Source organism: Thioalbus denitrificans, from assembly GCF_003337735.1.
GTDB classification, from domain to species: domain Bacteria; phylum Pseudomonadota; class Gammaproteobacteria; order DSM-26407; family DSM-26407; genus Thioalbus; species Thioalbus denitrificans.
Genome location: NZ_QPJY01000009.1, coordinates 143,731 through 167,145, shown reverse-complemented (window position 1 = coordinate 167,145; position 23,415 = coordinate 143,731). Strand labels below are relative to the sequence as shown.

Sequence of the window (23,415 nt, the reverse complement as noted above, 5' to 3'; positions counted from 1 at the left end):
CACGAGATTGCTTGCCATCGATAAATTTCAGTACCCCGAATCATCGACGCAAGCGCCCACACAAATTACTTGATCGTCAAATTTTTAAAGAGCCCCGGTCAGGAACTGGCCTGAACCGGTCGGGCTGCGCACTTGGCCGCATCCCTGTTCCGCCTCGTCGAAAACCCGTCAGCGGAGAAGTGGAATCTTAACTGCTCTTCGAGCGGGGCGTCAACACCTTTTTTCGCCTCCGCCCCTGCTGCGGGATTGCCCGACAGCACCCAACAGGACGATGTAACTATCTGATTGGGAAAGTAATTTTAAACCCGGCCAGATCCGGTTGTCAACCCCTCGCCGAGCCGGCCTTCCGGCCCCGGCCTCCCGGCCGCTCCCGGTTCGGCAACCGGAAGAGCGGCGCATTTTAAGCCGGAAATCGGCCGGGTCAAGAGGGGGTATGAACTTTTTTCCGCCCGACCCGCCGCGACGACGGACGATCAAGGGGTTAGCCGGGCACGGCCGGGTTGTCCGCCCCGCCAACCGGCTCCGGCCTCTGCGCGGACAGGGCCTGTTCAGGCCACCCTGACCCGGGCGAAGCGGCGCTTGCCCACCTGCACCACGTGGCTGGAGCCCGCCGGGATCACCGCCTTGGCATCCTCCACCCGCTCGCCGTCGATCCGCACGGCGCCCTGGCGGATCATGCGCAGCGCCTCGGAGGTGCTCGGCGTCAGTCCGGCCTCCTTCAGCAGGGTGGAGAGCGCCAGTCCGCCGCTGTCCGGGTCGGCGCCCAGCTCGAGCTCCGGCATGTCCTCCGGCAGGGCGCCGTGACGGAACCGGGAGACGAAGTTCTCCTGGGCCTGCATGGCCGCCTCCCGGGTGTGGAAGCGTTCGACGATCTCGCCGGCCAGGCGGAACTTCACGTCCCGCGGGTTGAGCCCCTCCTCCACCTCGCGCCGCCACTTTTCGATCTCGGTCAGCGGCCGGAAGGAGAGCAGTTCCAGGTAGCGCCACATGAGGTCATCGGAGATGGACATGATCTTCCCGAACTGCTCGTCCGGCGCCTCGTTGATGCCGATGTAGTTGCCCAGCGACTTGGACATCTTCTGCACGCCGTCGAGCCCCTCCAGGATGGGGAGCGTGATCACCACCTGCGGCTTCTGGCCGAAGCTCTCCTGGAGCTGCCGTCCCACCAGCAGGTTGAACTTCTGGTCGGTGCCGCCGAGCTCCACGTCCGCCTGCATGGCCACCGAATCGTAGCCCTGGATGAGGGGATAGAGGAACTCGTGGATGGCGATGGGCTGGCCGCCGGCGTAGCGCTTGCTGAAGTCCTCGCGCTCGAGCATGCGCGCCACGGTGTGCCGGGCGGCGAGCTGGATCAGGTCGGCGGCCTTCATCTCGCCCATCCAGCTGGAGTTGAACATGACCAGGGTGCGCTCGGGATCGAGAATCTTGAAAATCTGCTGCTCGTAGGTGCGGGCGTTCTCGATGACCTGTTCGCGGGTAAGGGGCTGGCGGGTGACGTTCTTGCCGGTGGGATCGCCGATCATCCCGGTGAAGTCCCCGATGAGGAACATCACCTCATGGCCCAGGTCCTGGAACTGGCGCAGCTTGTTGATGAGCACCGTGTGTCCCAGGTGGAGATCCGGCGCGGTGGGATCGAAGCCGGCCTTGACCCGCAACGGGCGGCCACTGGCAAGCCGCTGGCGAAGATCATCCTCCAGCAGGATCTCTTCGGTGCCGCGCTTGATGATGGAGAGGGCCTCTTCAATCTTTGACATCTGTTATTGCTCCGAAACCGCGTCTGGTTTAAAAACCCAGAACGATACCCAATGCGGCAAAAAAAAGTAACATAGTCAGGGGAACCGGGGGCCAGCGGCGCGCAAAATTTGATCCCGACGCCGTTCAGGTCTAAGTTTATTGCAAATTTCATGAGGTAATTCCGTGGATTACCGTCTGTTCTCCCGCAGCTCGAAGCGCGGTCGCTCAATTTTCGGCCAGGATGCCGAAGCCCCGTTCACCTCTTCCAGGCGTCCGGCGCACCACCGGATCGCCACCCTGCTGGCTGTCGGCATCGGCCTTTCCGCCATCGTCCTGGGCCTCTACCCCAGTCACGAAGCCGGCGCCAACCGCGAAACGCCGAGCTTCACCGCACCTGGCAGCCAGCGGGTGACCCTGGCCCTGCCGGTGCCCGGCACCACCCCCGGAGAGCCGGTCGCGACACTCGCCGCGCCGGACGTGCCCGTTGCCGCACCCGCCCGGGAGCACGCTCCGGCCCCGCCGCCGGCGGCCGCCCAGCCCCTGGCGGAGACCCCCGTTCCGGCGCAGGAGACGACAGCCGCCGAGTCCGCCGCCCCCGCCGCTTCCGAACTGCCCTGGACCGAAGTCACCGTGAAGTCCGGCGACACCCTGGCCGCCATCTTCTCCCGCCAGGGACTGAGCGCCACCACCCTGCACCGCATCCTCAGCCTGGGCGACGAAACCCGCTCCCTGACCCGCATCTATCCCGGCCAGGCGCTCCGTTTCCGCATCGATCCCGACCAGGGGTTGCGCGAACTGGTCTACCAGGAGGACATCACCCACAGCCTGCGCATCTGGCCGGAAGGCGACGGCTTCCGCGCCGCCACCGAGGAGCGCGCGCTGGAGATCCGCGTCGGCCACAGCGCCGGCTCCATCTCCGACTCCCTCTACCAGAGCGCCCAGCGCGCCGGCCTCTCCGATGCCCTCATCATGGAACTGGCGGGCATCTTCGGCTGGGACGTGGACTTCGCCCTCGACATCCGCGAGGGAGACAGCTTCGCCGTCTCCTTCGAGCAGAAGTATCTCGACGGCGAGTGGGTCCGCGACGGCGACATCCTGGCCGCCGAGTTCGTCAACCAGGGCCGCGTGTACCAGGCCGTGCGCTACACCGATGCAACGGGCCACACCGACTACTACACCCCGGAAGGGCTGAGCATGCGCAAGGCCTTCCTGCGCGCACCGGTGGACTTCCGCCGCATCTCCTCCCGCTTCACCCGGGAGCGCTTCCACCCCGTGCTGGGCAAGAAGCGTCCCCACCAGGGCGTGGACTACGCCGCCGGCACCGGCACGCCCATCTGGGCCGCGGGCGACGGCAAGGTGGTCTTCGCCGGCCGCAAGGGCGGCTACGGCAATGCCGTCATCCTGCAGCATGGCGAGAAGTACAGCACCCTCTACGGCCACATGTCCCGCTTCGGCAAGGGCATCCACGCCGGCACCCGGGTCCGCCAGGGCCAGGTGATCGGCTACGTGGGCGCCACCGGCCTGGCCACCGGGCCCCATCTCCACTACGAGTTCCGCGTCGACGGCGTGCACCGCAACCCGCTCACGGTGAAGCTGCCCGAGGCCGAGCCCATCCAGGCGGCCTACCGGGCGGATTTCCTCAGTCACGCCAAGCGCACGATCGCGCAGCTCGACACCTACAAGAACAGCACCCTGGCCCTGCAGGACCGTTGAGCGACAGGGTCGCCGGTCCCATGGACGAGGGGCTGTACGTCGGCCTGATCTCGGGCACCAGCGTGGACGCCGTGGACGCGGCCGCCGTCGGGTTCGGCGCGGCCGGGGTCCGCATCACCGCCGCCCGGGCCCACCCGGTGCCGGAGACGCTGCGCCGGGAGCTGCTCGCCCTGGGCCAGGGCGGCAGCGTGGACCTGGACCGTCTCGGCGAGCTCGATACCGCGGTCGGACGGCTCTTCGCCGACGCCGCCGTCGCCCTCCTCCGGGAGCATGACATCGATCCCGGCCGGGTGCGGGCCATCGGCAGCCATGGCCAGACCCTGCGCCATCGCCCCGCGGCGCGCCTCCCCTTCACCCTCCAGGTCGGCGATCCCAGCACCATCGCCGAGCGCACCGGCATCACCACGGTGGCCGATTTCCGGCGCCGCGATCTCGCCGCCGGCGGCGAGGGCGCGCCGCTGGTCCCGGCCTTCCATGCCGCCCTGCTGCGGACACCGGGTCGCAGCCGGGTGGTGCTGAACCTCGGCGGCATCGCCAACATCACCGTGCTTCCGGGCGACCCCGCGGCGCCGGTGACCGGCTTCGACACCGGCCCCGCCAACGGCCTGATGGACGCCTGGATCAGCCGCAGCCGGGGCGATGACTTCGACCGGGACGGCCGCTGGGCCGCCTCGGGCCGGGTGGCCGGGGAGTTGCTGGCACGGCTGCTGGACGATCCCTACTTCGCCGCCGCGCCGCCCAAGAGCACCGGGCGCGAGGTGTTCAACCTGGAATGGCTGGAGCGGCACCTGCAAGGCCCCCACGCGGCCCATGCCCCCGAGGATATCCAGGCCACGCTGCTGGCGCTCACCGCCGGGAGCGTGGCCCGGGCCGTGCGGGAACACGCCGCCGGGACCGAGGAGCTGCTGGTATGCGGGGGCGGGGCGCGCAACCCCGTTCTCCTCGCCGCGCTGGCGGCGGCCCTGCCGGAACTCGCCGTCGCCACCACCGACACCTGCGGCCTGGCGCCGGAATGGGTGGAAGCCGCAGCCTTCGCCTGGCTCGCCCGCGAGACCCTGGCCGGACGCCCCGGCAACCTGCCCGCGGTCACCGGTGCCGGCCACCCGGTGGTGCTGGGCGGCATCTATCCCGGGGCCCGCTGGCCGCCGGACCGCCCCGGCTGACGCGCCGGCGCAGCCCCGCGGCTCAGCCGAGCCGCGCCAGCCCCGCCAGGGCCGTCGCCGCCGCGGCCATGAACACCGCGAGGTGGAACCATGACCACCAGCGGAAGCGGCGCATGAGCCGGTCCGGGTCGCGGTTGGAGAGCAGGTAGGGGCGTCCGTCGGCCGGCGCCCGCAGGATGTGCACACCGGGCTGGCGGCGGATCTCGCCATGCTCCTGCGCCACCTGGCGTTCCGCCTGGCGCCGGGCCTGTTCCCATTCCGCCAGGTCCAGCTCCCCGTCGCCGTCGAAGTCGAAGCGGGACAGCAGGGAGCGGCGGTTCCGCTTCCAGCGTGCCAGCAGGTCGCGCACGTCACCCGACCGGTCCAGCGGCGCCGACGCGCCTCCCTCGGTGCGCAGCAGGCCCAGGGCATAGAGCGTCTCGCCGGGCAGCAGGTACTCCACGGTATGGCGGTAATCCCCCTGGTAGTAGACCCGGCGGTGGCTGCCGATCACCTCAGCCCCGTCGGGATCCACCACGCAGCTGCCGCTCGGGTCCACCAGCAGGAAGGTCTCATCGGAGCGGCCGCCGTCCACCCGCGCCCACTTCCCGTCGAGACGCCGCTGGTGCACCACGTAGCGGAACCAGACGCTGGGCGGCATGGAGGAGAAGCCGAGCCCCGGGGTCCCGGGATGGAGCTCGCTGCGGCCCACCAGCTCCACGTAGCCCTGGTGGGCGGAGGCGATCCGGGCGGTGGGCGTGTCCGCCACCAGGCGGTAGCGCCGCCCGGCCGCCAGCCACACCACCAGGCTCACGGCGGCCACCACCCCCAGCAGGCCGAAGCGCAGACCCGCGGTGGGGGCCTGGAGCAGGAGCAGCCCCGCCAGCAGGTAGCCGGCGGACATGGCCCCGTGCAGCAGGTCGGCCTTCAGCCGCAGCAGGAATTCCGGCACGGATCAGGCGTTGAACAGGGAGCGCACGTCCACGTCCGCCTTCTCGCTCTCCTCGAATTTCAGCAGCTCGAAGGGACCGAAAGCGAACATCCGGGCCACGATGAGGTCGGGGAACTGCTCGATGCGGATGTTGTTGATGTTGACCGACTCGTTGTAGAACTCACGCCGGTCGGCGATGGCGTCCTCGAGGCCGGTGATGCGGATCTGCAGATGACGGAAGCTCTCGTTGGCCTTCAGATCCGGGTAGTTCTCGGCCAGGGCGAACAACCGGCCGAGCCCCGCCCGCAGCAGCCCCTCGGCCGCCCCCAGCGCCCCCACATCACCGCTCTCGCGCGCGTCGGACACCTGGCTCCGGGCGCTGATCACCCGCTCCAGGGTCTCCTGCTCGTAGGTCATGTACTGCCGGCAGGTCTCCACCAGTTTCGGCAGCTCGTCGTGCCGCTGCTTGAGCAGTACGTCGATGTTGCCCCAGGCCTTCTTGACGTTGTGCTTCAGGGCGACCAGCCGGTTGTAGATAGCCACCCCGTAGATCGCCACCACCAGCAGCGCGATCAGCAGCCCGTAACCGAAGAAATCCATATCCACCCCCTCTGCCCCGGCGCCCGCACCGGCGGACGCGTACCGCCTTGATTCTAACCCCAACCGGGCGCGGGGAAACGTGCAGGTTTCCCGAACCGCGGGCAAAGAAAAAGGGCGCCTGGATGGGCGCCCTCGTTTCCTGCCGCCGCAGCTTCCGGCTCAGGCCGAGAAGGAGGAGCCGCAGCCGCAGGTGGTGGTGGCGTTCGGGTTGCGGATGACGAACTGGGCGCCTTCCAGACCCTCGGTGTAGTCGATCTCGGCACCGACCAGATACTGGAAGCTCATGGGATCGATGAGCAGGGTCACGCCGCCCTTCTCCACCCGGGTGTCACCCTCCTTGATGTCCTCATCGAAGGTGAAGCCGTACTGGAAGCCGGAACAGCCGCCACCGGTGACGAAGACCCGCAGCATCAGGTTGTTGTTGCCTTCATCCTCGATGAGCTGGCGGACCTTGGAGGCGGCCGAATCGGTGAAGATGAGGGGTTCGGGAGCACTCATTGCACTTCTCCTGCGTGGAAAGCTTCAGGGTGATTGGGTGATATTATGATTTTCCCCAGCCAGGCAGTCAACTTTGTTCGACCGGAACTTCCTCGGGCGCATGGCTGAGCTGCAGCGGGGGATTCTTCTCGCTTTCGTGCACCAGCTTGCCGTTCACCTCCGCCCCCATGGCCATCTCGATCAGGCCATAATACACATTGCCCGTGACCCGGGCCTCGGAGGCGAGCTCCACGTGCTCGCTGGCATGCACATCGCCGATGATCTGGCCGTTGATGACCACGTGCGGCACCCGGACCTCGCCCTCGATGGAGCCCTTTTCGCTCAGGGTCAGCACCGAGCTGCTCTCGTCAACGGCCACCACGTTGCCATTGACGATGCCGTCCACGTGCAGACCGCCCGAGAAGTGCAGATCCCCGAGCAGCTTGGTGTTCTGCCCGATGAGCGTGTCGATCTGGTTGGTACGCTTGCGCTTGTTCTTACTGCCCAGCATTTGTCCCCTCCTCGAACGGCCATGGGAAGACCTTCTTGGCTGACTCGGGCCGCTTCCCGCCGGCCTTCGCCTCCACCGATACCGCCTCGGGCGTAAAGCCGTCCGGCAGGTTGAAGCCGCCATCCAGGTTCTGGAAGTAGCGGAAGCGGAACTTGAGTTCCCGGGGACCGTCGGCCACCTCCTCCCAGCTGAGCACCTTCTCCTCCCCCGCCAGCCGGCCCTTGATGCCCAGCGTGACCTGGCCCTGCAGGGCGCTGTCGTTGTTGCGCACCTGGGTCAGCACCAGGTTGAAGCGGTAGCTGCCGGCGCCCTCGCCCGGCTCCAGCACCAGCTCCCGCACCTGCAGGCCGCCGGTCTTCTCCTCCGGGGCCATGATACCGCGGAAGAAGACCAGCTCCTCTTCCAGCTGGGCATTGTGCTGCTCCAGCTCGCGCAGGGCGCCGTTGACCTCGTTCAGGGTCTCGCGGTCCAGGCGCGAGGACTGGCGGGCCTGGATCACCTCCTGGCGCAGGGCACTGAGCTCCTTGCGGGTCTGTGCCAGCTGCTGCTGGAGGAAATCGTTCTCCTCCATGAGCACGGCCACGCGGTCGTCGCTGTAGTACTGCCCCGTGAAGTACCCGCCGCCGGCCACCACGGCGACAAGAGCCAGCCCGGCCAGGAGCAGCAGGCCGAGGCGCCCCGGGCGCTGCTGGCGCACCACGAGGCGGGTCGGCCGCGGTCCCGACATCAGTACCGTACCCCGTGGGGGGGCCGCGCACCCGCGGCGCCTGTCCGCTCCGCCGTCACGGCAGCAGCGCGATCTGCCCGAGCCCGCTGTCCTCGGGCAGGCCGAACATCAGGTTCATGTTCTGCACCGCCTGCCCCGCGGCTCCCTTGACCAGGTTGTCGATGACCGCGAGGACCACCACCATGTCCCCGTCCTGGGGCCGGTGCAGCGCCAGCCGGCAGTGGTTCGCGCCACGCACGGTACGGGTCTCCGGGTGGGAGCCCGGAGGCATGACATCCACGAACGGCTCACCGGCGTAGCGCCGCTCGAACAGGGCCTGCAGATCCGCGCCCCGATCCGCGACCGTGGCGTAGAGGGTGGCGTGGATGCCCCGGATCATGGGTATCAGGTGGGGCACGAAGGTCAGTCCGACCTCGCTGCCGGCGGCCAGGGCCAGCCCCTGGCGGATTTCGGGAAGATGGCGGTGTCCCGGCACGGCGTAGGCCTTGAAGCTCTCGCCCGACTCGGCCATGAGGGTCGGCACCGCGGCCTTGCGACCGGCGCCGCTGACCCCGGACTTGCAGTCCGCCACCAGCCGGCCGGTGTCCGCCAGGCCCGCCTCGATGAGCGGCAGGAAGCCGAGCTGCACCGCCGTGGGGTAACAGCCGGGATTGGCCACCAGGCGGGCCGCGCGGACCGCCTCGCGGTTCACCTCCGGCAGGCCGTAGACGGCCTCCTCCAGCAGCTCGGGACAGGCATGGGGCATGCCGTACCAGCGCTCCCACTCCGCCGGGTCCCTGAGGCGGAAATCGGCGGCCAGGTCGATCATCCGCGTGCCGGCCTCCAGCAGCTCCCGCGCCATGCCCATGGCCACGCCGTTGGGGGTCGCGGTGAAGACCACGTCGCAGCCCGCCAGCGCCGCGCTGTCGGGTTCGCTGAAGCGCAGGTCCACGCGGCCGCGCAGGTTGGGGAACAGCTCCGCCACCGGCATGCCGGCCTCGGAGCGCGAGGTGATGATCTGCAGTTGCACCCGGGGGTGCGAGGCCAGCAGCCGCAGCAACTCCACCCCGGTGTACCCGGTTCCACCGACAATCCCAACCTTGATCACGACTTCTCCCGCTCCTGAACTGGTCCAATGGCCCGAAGGAAAACAGACTTGGGATGATACGGGTTGCCCCCAAAAAGAGAAAGGCTGTGCCCGGCACAGCAGCAGTCCCGCCAGCCCAGCCGCCGCCCGCCCCGATGCGCCACGCAACTCACTGCAATACAAGGGAATCCACCGCGGGGCGCGGCACAGACGCCACGCCGGATAGCCAAGGCACTGATTTCATGATAGTTTTATTACCCTGCCCGAGTGGCATCCTGCCACGCCGCCCACCACCCATAATTGCAGAGACAAACCATGAGGCTTGTTACACGGAACCTGCGCCTGCTTGCCAAGTCGATGGCCTCCATCAAGCGCTGGAAGCGCAGGCTGGTGTTCTGGACCGGGGCCGTGGTGGTGGGGCTGCTCTCGGCGCTGTTCGCAATCAGCGCCGAGCTCGCCAGCGACCTGTTCCGCAAGCTGGTCGAGCACTCGCCCTACTGGCCGTTGCTGGTCTCGCCCCTGGGACTGGTGCTGGTGGCCTGGCTGACCCGGCGCTACTTCCCCGGGAGCCAGGGCAGCGGCATTCCCCAGTCCATCGCCGCGCTGCAGGAGACCGACGTCCGCTTCCGCCGCAGCGTGCTCTCCCTGCGCATCGCCTTCGGCAAGATCCTGCTCACCCTCCTGGGCCTGCTCTCCGGCGCCTCCATCGGCCGCGAGGGGCCCACGGTGCACATCGGCGCCTCGGTCATGTATGCGCTGGGCCGCTTCGCCCAGTTCCGCCGCCACCACCTGGACCATGGGCTGATCGTGGCCGGGGGCGCCGCCGGCATCGCCGCGGCCTTCAACACGCCGCTGGCGGGCATCGTCTTCGCCATCGAGGAGATGAGCCGCAGCTTCGAGGAGCGCAGCTCCGGGACCATCCTCAGCACCGTCCTGTTCGCCGGTGTCACGGCGCTCGCGATTCTCGGCAATTACAACTACTTCGGCACCACCAGCGCGACCCTCGGCGCGCCGTCGGACTGGCTGGCGGTGCCGGTTGCCGGCGTGGCGGGCGGATTGCTGGGGGGCATCTTCTCCACCCTGCTGATCCGCATCACGCGGGCCATCGCCCCGGTCATCCGCCGCCACCCGCTGGCGGTGCCCGCCGCCTGCGGCCTGGCCATCGCCCTCCTGGGCCTGCTCTCCGGCGGACTCACCTACGGCACCGGCTACCAGGAGGCCTCCCACGTGATCACCGGCGGCCATGAGCTGCCCGGCTACTACGCCTTCACCAAGATGGCCGCCACCCTGGTCTCCTACGTGAGCGGGATTCCCGGTGGCATCTTCGCCCCGACGCTGGCCACCGGCGCCGGCCTGGGCGCCAACCTGACGGAGTGGATCACGGTGGTGCCCTTCGAGGCCATGGTGCTGCTCACCATGGTGGCCTATTTCGCCGGCGTGGTTCAGACTCCCATTACCGGTTTCGTGGTGGTCATGGAGATGACCGAGAGCCACGCCATGCTGCTGCCGCTGATGGCGGCCGCCATGATCGGCTATGGCGTCTCCTCGCTCATCTGCGACACGCCCATCTACCGGGCACTGGCGCTGGCGTTTACCGAGAAGGCACGCTGAGGGCCGTGGGACCCACTGCTGCGAGGAGCGTTCGATGGATGCAATCAGCACAATCGCCCTGTCCATGGGCGCCGCCTGGGCCAGCGGCATCAATCTCTACGCGGCCGTCTTCATGCTGGGCTACATGGGCGCCACGGGGAACATCCAGCTTCCCCCCGACCTGATATTCCTCACCGACCCCCTGGTGCTGGCGGCGGCGGGATTCATGTACTGCGTGGAGTTCTTCGCCGACAAGACACCGGGGGTGGATACCGGCTGGGACGCCATCCATACCTTCATCCGCATTCCCGCCGGGGCGCTGCTGGCCGCGGGCGCGGTGGCCGAGGTGGGCCCGGCGGCGGAGCTGGCCGCGCTGCTCATCGGCGGCGGGCTCGCCGCCGGCACCCATGCCACCAAGGCCGGCAGCCGGGTGCTCATCAACACCTCGCCGGAACCGTTCACCAACTGGACCGCCTCGGTGGCGGAGGACCTGGCCGTCATCGGCGGGCTGTGGACGGCGCTCAACTACCCCTGGGCGTTCCTGGCCGGGCTGATCCTGTTCATCCTGCTCATGGCCTGGCTGCTGCCGAAAATCTGGCGCGGCATCAAGTGGGTCTTCTACAAGCTCGGCCGCCTGTTCGGGAGCAAGCGCGAGGCGCCGCCCCCGCCGCCCCGGCTGCGGCTGTTCGGGCCGCGGGAGTAACGTGCCTCCGGGCGGCGGCGCCGCTACAATGCCCGCTCCTGAACCTGGCGGGAGCACGCGATGCTGTGGGTCAAAGCCTTTCACGTCATCTTCATGGTGACCTGGTTCGCCGGGCTGTTCTATCTGCCGCGGCTGTTCGTCTACCACGCCATGGCGGAGGACACGCCCAGCCGCGAGCGCTTCAAGGTGATGGAGCGCAAGCTGTTCTACGGCATCACCACCCCCGGTGGCATCGCCACCGCGATCTTCGGTACCTGGCACCTGATCGCCTGGTGGCCGGTCTACTTCCAGGGCGGCCAGGGCTGGATGCACGCCAAGCTCACCCTGGTGGCCCTGCTGATCGCCTACCATCTCTGGTGCTGGCGGCTGGTGCGCGACTTCGCCGCCGATCGCAACCGCCGCTCCCATGTCTGGTTCCGCTGGTTCAACGAGTTCCCGGTGCTGATCCTGATCGGGGTGGTGATCCTGGTCATCGTCAGGCCCTTCTGAAAACCCCTGCTGGAGAGACGCCGCTGATGGACCCGCGCGAAGACCTCATCCGCCACTACCGCTGGCTGCGCCAGTACGGCATCAACGACTCCCACAGCGGCAACGCCTCGGTGCGCGCCGGCGACCGGGTCTGGGTCACCCCCACCGGCGCCTGCGCCGACACCCTCGCCGCCGCCGACCTGCTGCCCTGCACGCCGGGAGAGGCGCCGCCCGCCGGCGCCTCCCTGGACGCCCCCCTGCACCTGGCGGTCTACCGCCACAACCCCGCGGCCGACGCCGTGCTGCACAGCCACGGCGCCCACACGGTGGCGTTGACCATGAACGGGGAGGATTTCATCCCGGCGGATTTCGAGGGGCACTACTATTTTCCGCGGGTCCCGGTCATCACCATTCCCTATGATCGCTACGTGGAGGAGGCGCCGGAGCGGGTGGGCGAACTGCTGGCGCGGTACCGGGTGGTGGTGGTGCGGGGCCACGGGGTCTACGTCTGCGGCGAGACCCTCAACCTGGCCTACAAGTGGACCTGCTCGCTGGAGCTCTCGGCGAAGACGGCTTTCATCGCCCGCCAGGCGGGCACCCTGCCCTAGTGTACTGAGTCACTCCTGGAGGTACTTCCGGGGGGCTCACTCCTTGCCGTCGCTCGCCCCGGTGGGACCGCCCTGCGCATCGCGGTGCCAGCCGGCGGAGATGAGGGTGTAGATCTGGCGGCTGGCGTCCACGACATGCTGCCCCCAGTGCATCTTGTAGCCGGCGTGCCAGAGGGCCAGCGCCCCGTCGGCATCCTGGGGGTGGGCCTCCAGCCAGTCGAGGCCGGCCTTGAGATCGAAGTAGATGTCGGTGAAATCGTCGGCCAGGCTGCCGCTCTTGCAGGCCTCCTCACCCACCTTGTCGTACTCCAGCCAGTAGCCGTCGTAGTCGCCGAGCAACTCGCGGATGCGGCTGAACAGCTCGAAGCGCGCCTCGAAATTCGGCGCGGCGGGATACCCCCCCGCCACCGGCTCCATCTCGAGCGTGGCCACCGCGGCGTGCAGGCGCGCCAGTACGACCGCCATCTGCCGGATCCACTCCTCGCAGTGCAGCTGATCGACCGTCTCCACGAGATTGCAGTACTGCTGCGCCGCGTTCGCCATGTTGTGAAGATTCTGCTCGCTGGTGGACATTCCCGCCTCCGTCCCGGCGCCCAGGCCCCGCACCCACGGTATCGCCGGTGGGGGCCGCCATGAGCCAAGTCTAGTCCAGATTCGGACCTCGCAAAGGGAACCGCCCGGTGCCGGTGTACAATGGGGCGAGCAGCCTGCGGAAGCCGGACACCGGTGAGTCCGATGGCGAATTCGATGCCGGTTGCGGTCAGCGTGCCGCCTGTCCGAAACTACCGACCAACCCAGCACAGATCCGAGTCATGCCCCAGAATCCCGCCGTACCCGTGGTGCTCACCCTCTCCGGCAACGACCCGAGCGGAGGCGCCGGCATCCAGGCCGATATCGAGACCCTGGCCAGCATGGGCTGCCACTGCGCCCCGGTGATCACCGCCCTCACCGTCCAGGACACCAGCGCCGTGCACACCTTCTCCGCCGTCTCCGCGGACCTGGTCCTGGCCCAGGCGCGGGCCGTGCTGGAGGACATGCCCGTGGCCGCGTTCAAGCTGGGCATGCTCGGCAGCCTGGAGAATGTCGAGGCGGCGCACGAGCTCCTGAGCGCGTACCCGGACACGCCGGTGGTGCTGGATCCCGTGGCCACCGCCGGCGGCGGGGGCGGCCTGGGGGGGGAAGCGGTGCTGGAGGCCATCCGCAAGCTGCTGCTGCCGCTGACCACCGTGCTCACCCCCAACAGCCCGGAGGCGCGGGCGCTGGCCCCGCGGGGCGCGACCCTGGACGAATGCGCCCGCGAGCTGCTCGCCCACGGCTGCGGGTATGTCCTGGTCACCGGGACCCACGAGGAGACAGACCAGGTGGAAAACCGTCTCTACACCGGCGGGGATCTGCTGGAGACGTTCTTCTGGGAACGGCTCGGCGGCAGCTACCACGGCTCCGGCTGCACCCTCGCCTCCGCCATCGCCGGACTGCTGGCGGTGGGCCTGGAGCCGTTCACGGCCGTCCACGAGGCCCAGGAGTACGCCTGGGAGGCGCTGCGCCAGGGCTACCGCATCGGCCGTGGCCAGTATTTGCCCAACCGCCTGTTCTGGGCCCGGGACGAAGAGGAAGCGCCCGCCCCCGCCACCCTGCAGTGAATTCCCGCGGAGAAGCCATGCATCCCACCCGAAACCTGCGCGGCCTGTACGTGATCACCGACGGCGCGCTGCTCGGCGGCAGCGACCGGCTGGTGCCCGCCGTGGCGGCCGCCATCGCGGGCGGCGCGGCCCTGGTGCAGTACCGGGACAAGTCCGCCGATGCCGGCCGCCGGCGCTGGGAGGCCGAGGACCTGGCCATGCTCTGCCGGCCCCTGGGCATTCCCCTCATCATCAACGACGACGTGGAGCTGGCCGTGGCCGTCGGCGCCGGCGGGGTGCACCTGGGCCTGGAGGACGGCGACATCGCCGCGGCCCGCGCGGCGCTGGGCCCCGCCGCCATCATCGGCGCCACCTGCCATGCCGACCTGGAGCGGGCGCTGGCGGCGGTGGAGGCGGGCGCCGACTACGTGGCCTTCGGCCGCTTCTTCCCCTCCCGGACCAAGCCCGGGGCGCCGCCCGCCACCCTCGCGCTGCTGCGCGAGGCCCGCGCCCGGCTGCAGGTCCCCATCTGCGCCATCGGCGGCGTCACCCCGGAGAACGCCCCCGAACTGGTGGCCGCCGGCGCCGATCTCCTGGCCGTGGTCCACGGCGTGTTCGGCCAGCCCGACATCCGCGCCGCGGCCGCGGCCTACGCCGGTGTATTCAAAGACAAGGGCGAATAGACAGGATTTACAGGACCTACAGGATTTTCCGAGACTTACAGGATTTTTTGATTGATGGAGAGCGGGGACCGGTGGCGGCTCACCGGCGAAGTTGCGTGCACCCCCGGCGGTTGCGTCAATCGTTGCCCGTAGATGACTTTCAATCCTGTAAATCCTGTTAATCCTGTCTATTCATCCACCTCCGTGCCTCCGTCTAACCCCTCCCCCGCTTCAGCCGCTACAATGGGCGCTTTGCGATTGAACCGTCAGCCAAGGAGCCTTCCATGACCCGTTCCCACGACCTCTTCCTCCAGGCCCAGCGGCATATCCCCGGCGGGGTGAACTCCCCGGTGCGCGCCTTCCGCGGCGTGGGCGGGGACCCGGTCTTCCTCGAGCGGGCGGAAGGGGCCTGGGTGGTGGACGCCGACGGGCGCCGCTACGTGGACTACGTGGGCTCCTGGGGCCCGATGATTCTCGGCCACGCCCATCCCGAGGTGATCCGGGTGGTGCAGGAGACCGCGACCCACGGGCTCTCCTTCGGCGCTCCCACGGAGCTGGAGACCCGCATGGCCGACCGGGTGTGCGAGCTGGTGCCCTCCATGGACATGGTGCGCATGGTGAACTCGGGCACCGAGGCCACCATGAGCGCCATCCGCCTGGCCCGCGGCTTCACCGGCCGGGAGAAGATCGTCAAGTTCGAGGGCTGCTACCACGGCCACGCCGACGCCCTGCTGGTGAAGGCCGGCTCCGGCGCGCTGACCCTGGGCGTGCCCAGCTCGCCGGGCGTCCCCGCCTCAGTGGCCGAGCACACCCTGACCCTGCCCTACAATGACATCGAGGCGGTGCGCGAGACCTTCGCCCGCCTGGGCGCGGAGATCGCCGCGGTGATCGTCGAGCCGGTGGCCGGCAACATGAACTGCATCCCGCCCCTGCCCGGCTTCCTTGAGGGACTCCGGGAGGTCTGCAGCGGACACGGTAGCGTGCTCATCTTCGACGAGGTGATGACCGGCTTCCGCGTGGCGCTGGGCGGCGCCCAGGGCCACTACGGCATCACCCCGGACCTGACCACCCTGGGCAAGGTCATCGGCGGCGGCATGCCGGTGGGCGCCTTCGGCGGCCGGCGGGAGATCATGGAGCACCTCGCACCCCTCGGCCCGGTCTACCAGGCCGGCACCCTGTCCGGCAACCCGGTGGCCATGGCCGCGGGCCTCAAGACCCTGGAGCTCATCGGCGTCCCCGGCTTCCACGCCACGCTGGCCGAGCGTACCCGCACCCTCACCGAGGGACTCGCGGAGCGGGCCCGCGCCGCGGGCATCCCCTTCACCACCAACCGCGTCGGGGGCATGTTCGGCCTGTTCTTCACCGAAGCGGCGGCGGTGAACAGCTACGCCGAAGTGATGGCCTGCGACGCGGAGCGGTTCAAGCGCTTCTTCCACGGCATGCTCGATGAAGGGGTCTACCTGGCGCCGTCGGCCTTCGAGGCGGGCTTCGTCTCCGCCGCCCACGGCGAGGCCGAGCTCGAGGCCACCCTCGCCGCCGCCGAACGGGTCTTCGCCCGCCTGGGCTGACCCGGACCGCCCCTAGTCGCCGATTGCCGCCAGCAGCCCCCGCAGCAGCTCCAGCGGCGTCGGCGGACAGCCGGGGATCTTCACGTCCACCGGGATGACGTTCTCCACCGCGCCGCAGCTGGCGTAGGTGACGCCGAACTCGCCCCCGTCGCAGGCGCATGTCCCGGCGGCGATGACCAGCTTCGGCGCGGGGGTGGCGCGCCAGGTGCGGCGCAGGGCGGTCTGCATGTGGCGCGAGACCGGCCCGGTCACCAGCAGCGCGTCGGCATGGCGTGGCGAGGCGACGAAGTGCACGCCGAAGCGCTCCACGTCGTGGTAGGGATTGTTCAGCGCGTGGATCTCCAGCTCGCAGCCGTTGCAGGAGCCGGCGTCCACCTGGCGGATGGCGAGGCTGCGGTTGAAGCGGGCCTCGATCCGCCGGCGCAGTTCCACGCCCACCGCCTCCAGTTCGGCGTCGTCCAGGCGCGGCGGCGCCTCGGTGACCACCCCGGTGCGGAACGCCTGCTTCAGAATCCGGTACATGGTTGGCCTCCGGTTGTCTCAGGCAGGGTGTTCGCTGCACCGGGCACGGGAATCATGGCGAGGTTGTCGACCGACTCACTGATCACAGGTCCACCCCCGAGTAGGAGCCGTTGACCGACTTGTTGCAGACCGGGAAGTCGGGGACGATGTTGCCGTGGATGAGCCGCTCCAGGGCGGGCCAGGCGAACCAGCTCGGGTCCCGGGGGAAGAAGCGCTCGATGCGGCCCCCCTCGCCGAAGCGGACGAAGGTCAGGATCTCCCCGCGCCAGCCCTCGACCAGGCCCAGTCCCGTGGCGCCCGCGGCGGGGGCCGGCAGCGGCGCCGCGATATCGCCCCCGGGCAGACCCTCGAGCAGCCGGTCCAGCAGCGCCAGGCTCGCCCGCACCTCCGCCATGCGCACCCGGACCCGGGCGGCCACGTCGCCCTCCCCCTGCACGGGCACCTCCGGCACCAGGCGATCGTAGGGGGGATAGGGATTGTCCCGGCGCACGTCGAAGCCGAGCCCGCTGGCCCTGCCCAGGTAGCCGGTGCAACCGAGCGCCCGGGCATCCGCCGGGGCGAGAATGCCGGTGCCGAGCAGCCGATCGTCCAGCGAGGGGTGATCGTCGATGATCTCGAACAGCGGCGCGACCTCCCGGCGCAGGTCCGCGTGGTCGGCGCGCAGCGGCGCGATGGCCTCCCGCGGCAGGTCCCGCGCCACGCCGCCCGGCACGACCGCGTCCATCAGCAGGCGGTGGCCGAACAGCTCGCGGCTGCGGCGCTGCCAGCGCTCGCGCAGCCGCCCGCACTGGACGAGGGCGAAGGCGAAGCCCACGTCGTTGCAGATGGCGCCGATGTCCCCCAGGTGGTTGGCGATGCGCTCGCGCTCGGCGAACAGCGCGCGCAGGTGCAGCGCCCGCGCCGGCACCGCGCACTCCGTCGCCCGCTCCATGGCCTGGCATGCCGCCCAGGCGTGGGCGACGGTGGAGTCCCCCGAGACCCGCCCGGCCAGGCGCGCCAGCGCCGCCGGGTCACGGCCCACGGCGAGCTTCTCGATGCCCTTGTGGACGTAGCCCAGCCGCTCCTCCAGGCGCAGGACATCCTCGCCCGCCGCCTGGAAGCGGAAGTGGCCCGGCTCGATGATGCCGGCATGCACCGGCCCCACCGGGATTTCGTAGACGCCGCTGCCCTGCACCCGGACGAAGGGATAGTCGGTGTCCGCCGGCGCCCGCCCCGGGGTGCGCCCCGCCACGGGAAAGTCGGGACGCAGCGGGTAGTCGCCCTCGGGCCAGGCCTGGTGCCGGGTCCAGCGGCGGCTGTCGGGGTGATCCAGGAAAGCGATGCCGAGGAGATCCTGCAGGTGTCGCTCCAGCCGGTCCGCCCCCGGGTAGCGGGGCGTATGGGAGGCCAGGATCGGGTGGGACAGGGGCACCCCCGTCTCCAGCACCAGGTAGTCGCCCTGGTACTCCAGGCAGGCGCGCACCACCACCGCCTCCCCGCGTGGATCGCCCCACACGCCGGCCCAGCGGCAGCCGAGCGCGGCCGCCACGCCGCCCGCCCGCCCCCAGTCCTCCGCATCGAGCACCAGCCGGTGGGCCGGCGCCAGGCTCCGCGCCTCGCCGGCGCGCACGATGACGTGCTCATCCTCGAGCCGCGCCAGGTACTCCGACAGCCAGTCGAAACGGCTCATAGCAGGTGGGCTCCGGTGATCAGCTGCGTGGCCCGGTCCAGCCAGGCGACCAGGAAGGGCGGTATCGACAGCCCGAGCCACAGCACCAGGCCGAGGTGCACCACCACCGGCAGCAGGTTGGCCCGCACCGGCTGCTGCCCCTCGGGGGCGGGGCCGTAGACCATCGGGTGCAGGTGGCGGAACAGGCCGGCGAAGGCCACCGCCAGCCCCGAGAGCAGGGCCACCGTCAGCCAGGGCTGCGCCTGCATGGTGGCGGTCAGCAGCAGGAACTCGCTGGTGAAGACGCCGAAGGGGGGAAAGCCGGCGATGGCCGCCACCCCGAGGAGCAGCGACCAGCCCACCACCGGCTGGGTGCGGATCAGGCCGCGGATGTGGTCGATGCGCTGGGTGCCGGCGATATGGGCGGCATGCCCCACGGTGACGAAGATGGCCGACTTGGTGAGCGAGTGCACCAGCATGTGCAGCAGGGCGCCGAAGGTGGCCAGCGGCCCGCCCATGCCGAAGGCGAAGGTCATCAGCCCCATGTGCTCGATGGAGGAGTAGCTGAACATGCGCTTGATGTCGCGCTGGCGGTGCAGGAACAGGCCCGCCACCAGGAACGACACCATGCCGAAGCCCATGAGCAGGTAGCCCGCCACGTGGGGCGAGGCGGTGCCGGCCAGGGAGCCGTCCACCAGCATCTTCAGCCGGACGACCGCGTAGAGCGCCACGTTGAGCAGCAGCCCGGAGAGCACCGCGGACATGGGCGTGGGGCCCTCGGAGTGGGCGTCGGGCAGCCACTGGTGCATGGGCACCAGGCCCACCTTGGTGCCGTAGCCCACCAGCAGGAAGACGAAGGCGAGGCTCATCACCGCCGGCTCCAGGCCGTCGGCGTGGCGGTAGAGGATGCTCCAGGTCAGGCCCGCCGCCGGATCGTCCAGCGCGTGCTGGGCGGCGAAGTAGGTCAGCACCGTGCCGAACAGCGCCAGCGCGATGCCCACCCCGCAGAGGATGAAGTACTTCCACGCCGCCTCCACCGCCTCCGGGGTGCGGTAGAGGGAGACCAGCAGCACCGTGGCCAGGGTCGCCCCCTCCACCGCCACCCACAGCACGCCGAGGTTGTCGGTGGTCAGGGCCAGCAGCATGGTGAACATGAAGGCCTGGTACATGGCGTGGTAGACGCGCATGCCCCGCTCGCTGGTCAGCCCGGTCTTGCACACGTGGCGCATGTAGGGCCGGGAGAAGATGGAGGTGGTGAGCCCCACGAAGGCGGTCAGCACCACCAGGTAGACGTTGAAGGCGTCCACCCGGAACCCGAGCCCGGCGATCTCGCCGGCCGCCGCCACCGACCAGGCGAGCCACGCGGAGGCGGCGAAGCTGAGCGCGGAGACGGCCACGTTGATCCAGCCGGCGAGCGGCAGGGAGCGGAGCAGCGCCAGGACAAGCGCGCCGGCCAGCGGCAGGAGCACGGTCAGCAGCAGGGCGCTCACGGCTCCTCCCCCCCGGTCTCGGTCAGGCGGTTGAGACGGTCCACGTCCAGGGTGTCGATGTTCGCGCGGATCTGGAAAAAGAACACCCCGAACAGCACCATCGCCACCAGCACGTCGAAGGCCACGCCCAGCTCCACCACCAGGGGCATGCCGCCGGTGGCGGAGACCGCGGCGAGGAACAGGCCGTTCTCCATGGACATGAAGCCGAGCACCTGGACCACCGCCTGCTGGCGGAACACCATCATCAGCAGCCCGATGAGCACCACCGCCAGGCTGATGGCGACGATGTTGCGGGTGAAGGTCAGCTCCTGCTGGACCATGGGCAGCACCAGCCAGTAGCTGAAGATCACCAGCGCCACCGCGGCCATCACCACCAGCGCCGGCCGGCGCAGCAGGTCCACGTGCCGGTCCAGCTCCAGCCGGTGCACCAGCCGGTGCAGCATCCACGGGATCAGCAGCGCCTTGAGCAGCAGGGTCAGCAGCGCCGAGAAGTAGAGGTGGGGCGAATGGCCGGCGACGGCCACCACGCCGGTCACCGCGGCCGCCAGCCCCCCCTGCCAGGCGAAGGCGTGGATGGCGGAGACCAGCCGCGCCTGGGCCAGCAGCACGAAGGAGGTGAACAGCACGATGGCCGCCAGCACCAGCACCAGCTGCTGCAGCAGCGGAAGCTGGGTGATGCTCACGCCCCCACCTCCAGGATCACGTGGCCGAGCAGCCCGAGCAGGGCCAGCAGCAGGGCGAGGTTGAGGAAGGCCGGGGCGCGGAACAGGCGCATCTTGGCCAGCACCGTCTCGGCCAGCGCCAGCGCCGCGCCGAGCGCCAGCAGCTTGAGCAGGATGGCGGCCAGCCCCACGGCGAGGTCCGCCGGGGCGAGGCTCGCGGCGATGCCCCAGGGCAGGAAGATGTTGGCGATGAGCACGCCGTAGAGCAGCAGCTTGACCTGGGCCGCCCACTCCATCAGCGCCAGGTGGCGCCCGGAGTACTCCAGGATCATCGCCTCGTGGATCATGGTCAGCTCCAGGTGGGTGGCCGGGTTGTCCACCGGGATGCGGCCGGTCTCCGCCAGCGCCACCAGGACGAGCGCCCCCAGGGCGAACAGGTAGGAGGGGCGCAGCACCAGGCCACCGGCGAGCTGGGCGTCCACCACGCTCGCCAGGTTGGTGCTGTGGGCGGTCATGGCCAGGGTGAAGACCGCCATCAGCATGGCCGGCTCCGCCAGGGCGGAGACCAGCATCTCCCGTGAGGCGCCCATGCCACCGAAGGCCGTGCCCACGTCCATGCCCGCCAGCGCCAGGAAGAAGCGCGCCAGCGCCAGCAGCCCCACCAGCACGATGATGTCGGCGATGGCCGCGGTGGGCAGCGCCACCGCCACCAGGGGCACGGCGGAGGCGGCCAGCCAGGTGGCGATGAAGACCACGTAGGGCGCGGCGCGGAACAGGATCGAGGCGGTGTGGGCCACCCGCACCTCCTTGCCCAGCAGCTTGTAGAGGTCGCGGTAGGGCTGCAGCAGCGGCGCGCCGCGGCGATTCTGCAGCCACGCCTTGACCTTGCGCACCCAGCCCACGAGCAGCGGCGCCAGCGCCGCGAACAGCAGCGCCTGCAGCAGGGCCAGCCCCCAGGTGGAAACGTTCAGGAGATAATCCATAGCAGCACCAGCAGGGTGGAGAGGGTCCAGCCGAGGTAGATGCGCACGTTGCCCGACTGCAGGCGGACGATGCGGGCCGCGGCCGACTCCACGGCGCGGGCCACCGGGGCGTAGAACAGCCCCCAGGCCCGGTCGCCCACCGTGAGCCGGTGGCGCAGCGACCCGTCCTCCCGCCGCTCCACGCGCTCGTCGATGCGGAACAGCAGGGCGAAGACCCGGCGCAGGGGCTGGGCGAAGGCGGTGGCGGTGTACTGCATGCGCGCGCCGGGCGGCGCGAAGCCGCAGTCCCAGGGATCGCAGCGGCGCGCCCGGCGCAGCGTGCCGCGCCGCGCGGCCCACACCGCCAGCAGCGCCAGGACCAGCAGCACGAGAGCGATCAGCGGCGCGCCGTAGCTCGCCGTCGCGGGCGCCACCGGCGTCAGCCACAGCCAGCCGTGGGCGGTGGCCTCGGGCAGCCCCTGGCCCAGGATCTGGCGCGGCACGGCCTCGATCAGGTCGACCACGGCGGTGGGCAGCACGCCGAAGAGCAGGCACAGGAAGGCCAGCACGCCCTGCCCGGCGCGCATGCCGATCGGCACCTGCCGGGCCCGGCGCACGTGGCGGCTGCGGGCCTGGCCGAGAAAGGCCACGCCGTAGACCTTGACGAAGCAGGCCGCCGCCAGCGCCCCGGTGAGCGCCAGCATCGCCGCGGCGATGGGGATGAGGCTGCGCAGCACGCCGCTCTCCAGCTGCCAGGCCTGCAGGGCCGCCTGGAAGGTCAGCCACTCGGAGACGAAGCCGTTGAAAGGCGGCAGGGCCGAGATGGAGAGGGCGCCCACCAGGAAGAACAACCCGGTCCAGGGCATGCGCCGCAGCAGCCCGCCCATCTGGTCGAGATCCCGCTCGTGGGTGCTGTGCAGGATCGCCCCCGCGCCGAAGAACAGCAGCCCCTTGAACAGGGCGTGGTTGATGGCGTGATAGAGGGCCGCCACGAACGCCAGCGTCCCCAGCAGGCTGTTGCCCGTGCCCTGGAACACCAGCGCGAGCCCCAGGCCGATGAAGATGATGCCGAGGTTCTCCACCGAGGAGTAGGCCAGCAGGCGCTTGAGGTCGTTCTGCACCAGGGCGTAGAGCACTCCGAGCAGGGCCGACAGGCTGCCCACGGCGGTGACCGCCACCCCCCACTGCCAGTGGACCTCGCCGATGAGATCGAAGACGAAGCGGATGAAGCCGTAGACGGCCACCTTCAGCATCACCCCGGACATCAGCGCCGAGATGTGGGACGGCGCCACGGGATGGGCCTCCGGCAGCCAGGCGTGCAGGGGCACCAGGCCCGCCTTCATGCCGAAGCCGAGGAACGCCAGGCTGAAGGCGACGCTGGCCCAGCCGAAGGAGAGCGGCGCGGCGCGCATGGCCTCGAAGGCGAAGCCGCCGCCGAAGGAGGCCAGCACGCCGTAACCGAGCAGGATGGCGAGCCCGCCCACGTGGGCCATCAGCAGGTAGAGAAACGCGGCCCGGCGGTTGGCGGCGTTGTCGTGGTGGAAGACCACGAGGAAATAGGAGGAGAGCGACATCACCTCCCAGGCCACCATGAACAGGAAGGCGTCGTCGGCCAGCACCACCAGCAGCATCCCGGCGAGGAACAGCCCGGCGAAGCCGCCCAGCACCGGCAGGGGATCGCGGCCGCGCTCGAAGCCGCGCACATAGGCGGGCCCGTAGAGGCCGACGGCGAAGGTCACCACGCCGATCAGGGCCAGGAAGAACCCGGACAGGGCGTCCAGCCGCACCTGCCACGGCAGCCACGGCAGCCCCAGGGGCAGCACCGCGGTGGCCACCTCTCCCTGCACCAGGGCCACCAGCCCCGCGGCCACCGCCGCCGCGCCCGCCAGCCCGAACAGGGGCAGCACCAGGAGCCGCAGCAGGCGCGGCGCCCGGACGGTCAGGGTCGAGGCCAGGGCGGAGGCCAGCGCCAACCCCAGCGCCAGCGCGGCGAGGTCGAGCCCGATCGCCAT

Annotated in this window: 23 protein-coding genes; 9 read left to right on the top strand and 14 right to left on the bottom strand. The window is 70.0% G+C overall.

Annotated features, from left to right (window positions below):
* Nucleotides 1-548 precede the first annotated feature (548 nt).
* Nucleotides 549-1,754 (bottom strand): tyrosine--tRNA ligase, encoded by a 1,206-nt coding sequence (gene tyrS / locus DFQ59_RS15905; RefSeq protein WP_114280710.1) that lies wholly within the window; start codon nucleotides 1,752-1,754, stop codon nucleotides 549-551.
* A 163-nt stretch (nucleotides 1,755-1,917) separates the two neighbouring features.
* On the opposite strand from tyrS, the gene DFQ59_RS15900 reads away from it, so the two are divergent.
* Both DFQ59_RS15900 and DFQ59_RS15895 read left to right on the top strand, forming a co-directional pair.
* Nucleotides 1,918-3,447, top strand: a complete 1,530-nt coding sequence (locus tag DFQ59_RS15900; RefSeq protein ID WP_114280709.1) for a peptidoglycan DD-metalloendopeptidase family protein — start codon at nucleotides 1,918-1,920, stop codon at nucleotides 3,445-3,447.
* Between the two features lie 20 nt (nucleotides 3,448-3,467).
* On the top strand, nucleotides 3,468-4,610 hold the full coding sequence (locus tag DFQ59_RS15895; protein WP_114280708.1) for an anhydro-N-acetylmuramic acid kinase: 1,143 nt from the start codon (nucleotides 3,468-3,470) through the stop codon (nucleotides 4,608-4,610).
* Between the two features lie 22 nt (nucleotides 4,611-4,632).
* On the opposite strand, the gene DFQ59_RS15890 is transcribed toward DFQ59_RS15895, so the two are convergent.
* The 6 genes from DFQ59_RS15890 to argC all read right to left on the bottom strand — a co-directional run bounded on the left by DFQ59_RS15890 (nucleotide 4,633) and on the right by argC (nucleotide 8,922).
* Nucleotides 4,633-5,541: a hypothetical protein gene (locus DFQ59_RS15890; RefSeq protein ID WP_114280707.1), complete on the bottom strand. Its 909-nt coding sequence runs from the start codon at nucleotides 5,539-5,541 to the stop codon at nucleotides 4,633-4,635.
* 3 nt (nucleotides 5,542-5,544) lie between these two features.
* Nucleotides 5,545-6,120 carry a LemA family protein gene (locus tag DFQ59_RS15885; RefSeq protein WP_114280706.1) on the bottom strand — a complete coding sequence of 192 codons (576 nt, stop codon included), beginning with the start codon at nucleotides 6,118-6,120 and terminating at the stop codon, nucleotides 5,545-5,547.
* Between the two features lie 159 nt (nucleotides 6,121-6,279).
* Nucleotides 6,280-6,618 carry an iron-sulfur cluster insertion protein ErpA gene (gene erpA, locus DFQ59_RS15880; protein ID WP_114280705.1) on the bottom strand — a complete coding sequence of 113 codons (339 nt, stop codon included), beginning with the start codon at nucleotides 6,616-6,618 and terminating at the stop codon, nucleotides 6,280-6,282.
* Nucleotides 6,619-6,685: 67 nt separating this feature from the next.
* Nucleotides 6,686-7,108 (bottom strand): bactofilin family protein, encoded by a 423-nt coding sequence (locus DFQ59_RS15875; RefSeq protein WP_114280704.1) that lies wholly within the window; start codon nucleotides 7,106-7,108, stop codon nucleotides 6,686-6,688.
* Complete coding sequence (locus DFQ59_RS15870) at nucleotides 7,095-7,835, bottom strand: DUF6776 family protein (RefSeq protein ID WP_114280703.1); 741 nt, start codon at nucleotides 7,833-7,835, stop codon at nucleotides 7,095-7,097. The genes DFQ59_RS15875 and DFQ59_RS15870 overlap by 14 nt, the downstream gene beginning before the upstream one ends.
* Nucleotides 7,836-7,890: 55 nt before the next feature.
* Nucleotides 7,891-8,922 (bottom strand): N-acetyl-gamma-glutamyl-phosphate reductase, encoded by a 1,032-nt coding sequence (gene argC / locus DFQ59_RS15865; protein WP_114280702.1) that lies wholly within the window; start codon nucleotides 8,920-8,922, stop codon nucleotides 7,891-7,893.
* 294 nt (nucleotides 8,923-9,216) lie between these two features.
* Between argC and DFQ59_RS15860 the strand changes: the two genes are divergently transcribed.
* Genes DFQ59_RS15860 through DFQ59_RS15845 form a run of 4 tightly spaced genes read left to right on the top strand, consistent with a single transcriptional unit; the run spans nucleotide 9,217 to nucleotide 12,270 of the window.
* Nucleotides 9,217-10,512 carry a chloride channel protein gene (locus DFQ59_RS15860; protein WP_114280701.1) on the top strand — a complete coding sequence of 432 codons (1,296 nt, stop codon included), beginning with the start codon at nucleotides 9,217-9,219 and terminating at the stop codon, nucleotides 10,510-10,512.
* Nucleotides 10,513-10,546: 34 nt separating this feature from the next.
* The gene (locus DFQ59_RS15855; protein WP_114280700.1) at nucleotides 10,547-11,194 is read left to right on the top strand and encodes a DUF4126 domain-containing protein; all 648 of its coding nucleotides are present in this window, start codon (nucleotides 10,547-10,549) and stop codon (nucleotides 11,192-11,194) included.
* A 60-nt stretch (nucleotides 11,195-11,254) separates the two neighbouring features.
* On the top strand, nucleotides 11,255-11,683 hold the full coding sequence (gene hemJ / locus DFQ59_RS15850) for a protoporphyrinogen oxidase HemJ (RefSeq protein WP_114280699.1): 429 nt from the start codon (nucleotides 11,255-11,257) through the stop codon (nucleotides 11,681-11,683).
* Between the two features lie 26 nt (nucleotides 11,684-11,709).
* Nucleotides 11,710-12,270, top strand: a complete 561-nt coding sequence (locus DFQ59_RS15845; RefSeq protein WP_114280698.1) for a class II aldolase/adducin family protein — start codon at nucleotides 11,710-11,712, stop codon at nucleotides 12,268-12,270.
* A gap of 36 nt (nucleotides 12,271-12,306) precedes the next feature.
* Here DFQ59_RS15845 and DFQ59_RS15840 read toward each other — a convergent pair whose 3' ends face one another.
* The gene (locus DFQ59_RS15840; RefSeq protein ID WP_114280697.1) at nucleotides 12,307-12,843 is read right to left on the bottom strand and encodes a DUF5063 domain-containing protein; all 537 of its coding nucleotides are present in this window, start codon (nucleotides 12,841-12,843) and stop codon (nucleotides 12,307-12,309) included.
* 239 nt (nucleotides 12,844-13,082) lie between these two features.
* Here DFQ59_RS15840 and thiD point away from each other — a divergent pair, with 239 nt between their 5' ends.
* The 3 genes from thiD to hemL all read left to right on the top strand — a co-directional run bounded on the left by thiD (nucleotide 13,083) and on the right by hemL (nucleotide 16,119).
* Entirely contained in the window at nucleotides 13,083-13,910 is an 828-nt protein-coding gene (gene thiD / locus DFQ59_RS15835; RefSeq protein ID WP_114280696.1) for a bifunctional hydroxymethylpyrimidine kinase/phosphomethylpyrimidine kinase, read from the top strand.
* A 17-nt stretch (nucleotides 13,911-13,927) separates the two neighbouring features.
* The gene (gene thiE / locus DFQ59_RS15830; RefSeq protein WP_114280695.1) at nucleotides 13,928-14,572 is read left to right on the top strand and encodes a thiamine phosphate synthase; all 645 of its coding nucleotides are present in this window, start codon (nucleotides 13,928-13,930) and stop codon (nucleotides 14,570-14,572) included.
* A 263-nt stretch (nucleotides 14,573-14,835) separates the two neighbouring features.
* Nucleotides 14,836-16,119 carry a glutamate-1-semialdehyde 2,1-aminomutase gene (gene hemL / locus DFQ59_RS15825; protein WP_114280694.1) on the top strand — a complete coding sequence of 428 codons (1,284 nt, stop codon included), beginning with the start codon at nucleotides 14,836-14,838 and terminating at the stop codon, nucleotides 16,117-16,119.
* 12 nt (nucleotides 16,120-16,131) lie between these two features.
* On the opposite strand, the gene DFQ59_RS15820 is transcribed toward hemL, so the two are convergent.
* The 6 genes from DFQ59_RS15820 to hyfB all read right to left on the bottom strand — a co-directional run bounded on the left by DFQ59_RS15820 (nucleotide 16,132) and on the right by hyfB (nucleotide 23,415).
* On the bottom strand, nucleotides 16,132-16,641 hold the full coding sequence (locus DFQ59_RS15820; protein ID WP_114280693.1) for an NADH-quinone oxidoreductase subunit B family protein: 510 nt from the start codon (nucleotides 16,639-16,641) through the stop codon (nucleotides 16,132-16,134).
* 82 nt (nucleotides 16,642-16,723) lie between these two features.
* Nucleotides 16,724-18,310: a hydrogenase large subunit gene (locus DFQ59_RS15815; protein ID WP_114280692.1), complete on the bottom strand. Its 1,587-nt coding sequence runs from the start codon at nucleotides 18,308-18,310 to the stop codon at nucleotides 16,724-16,726.
* Nucleotides 18,307-19,779, bottom strand: a complete 1,473-nt coding sequence (locus DFQ59_RS15810) for a hydrogenase 4 subunit F (protein WP_114280691.1) — start codon at nucleotides 19,777-19,779, stop codon at nucleotides 18,307-18,309. Before DFQ59_RS15810 ends, DFQ59_RS15815 begins: the two co-directional genes overlap by 4 nt.
* On the bottom strand, nucleotides 19,776-20,462 hold the full coding sequence (locus DFQ59_RS15805) for a formate hydrogenlyase (protein WP_114280690.1): 687 nt from the start codon (nucleotides 20,460-20,462) through the stop codon (nucleotides 19,776-19,778). The genes DFQ59_RS15810 and DFQ59_RS15805 overlap by 4 nt, the downstream gene beginning before the upstream one ends.
* A complete protein-coding gene (locus DFQ59_RS15800) occupies nucleotides 20,459-21,424 on the bottom strand; it encodes a respiratory chain complex I subunit 1 family protein (RefSeq protein WP_114280689.1) in 966 nt (321 codons plus the stop codon). Before DFQ59_RS15800 ends, DFQ59_RS15805 begins: the two co-directional genes overlap by 4 nt.
* On the bottom strand, nucleotides 21,409-23,415 hold the full coding sequence (gene hyfB, locus DFQ59_RS15795; protein ID WP_114280688.1) for a hydrogenase 4 subunit B: 2,007 nt from the start codon (nucleotides 23,413-23,415) through the stop codon (nucleotides 21,409-21,411). Before hyfB ends, DFQ59_RS15800 begins: the two co-directional genes overlap by 16 nt.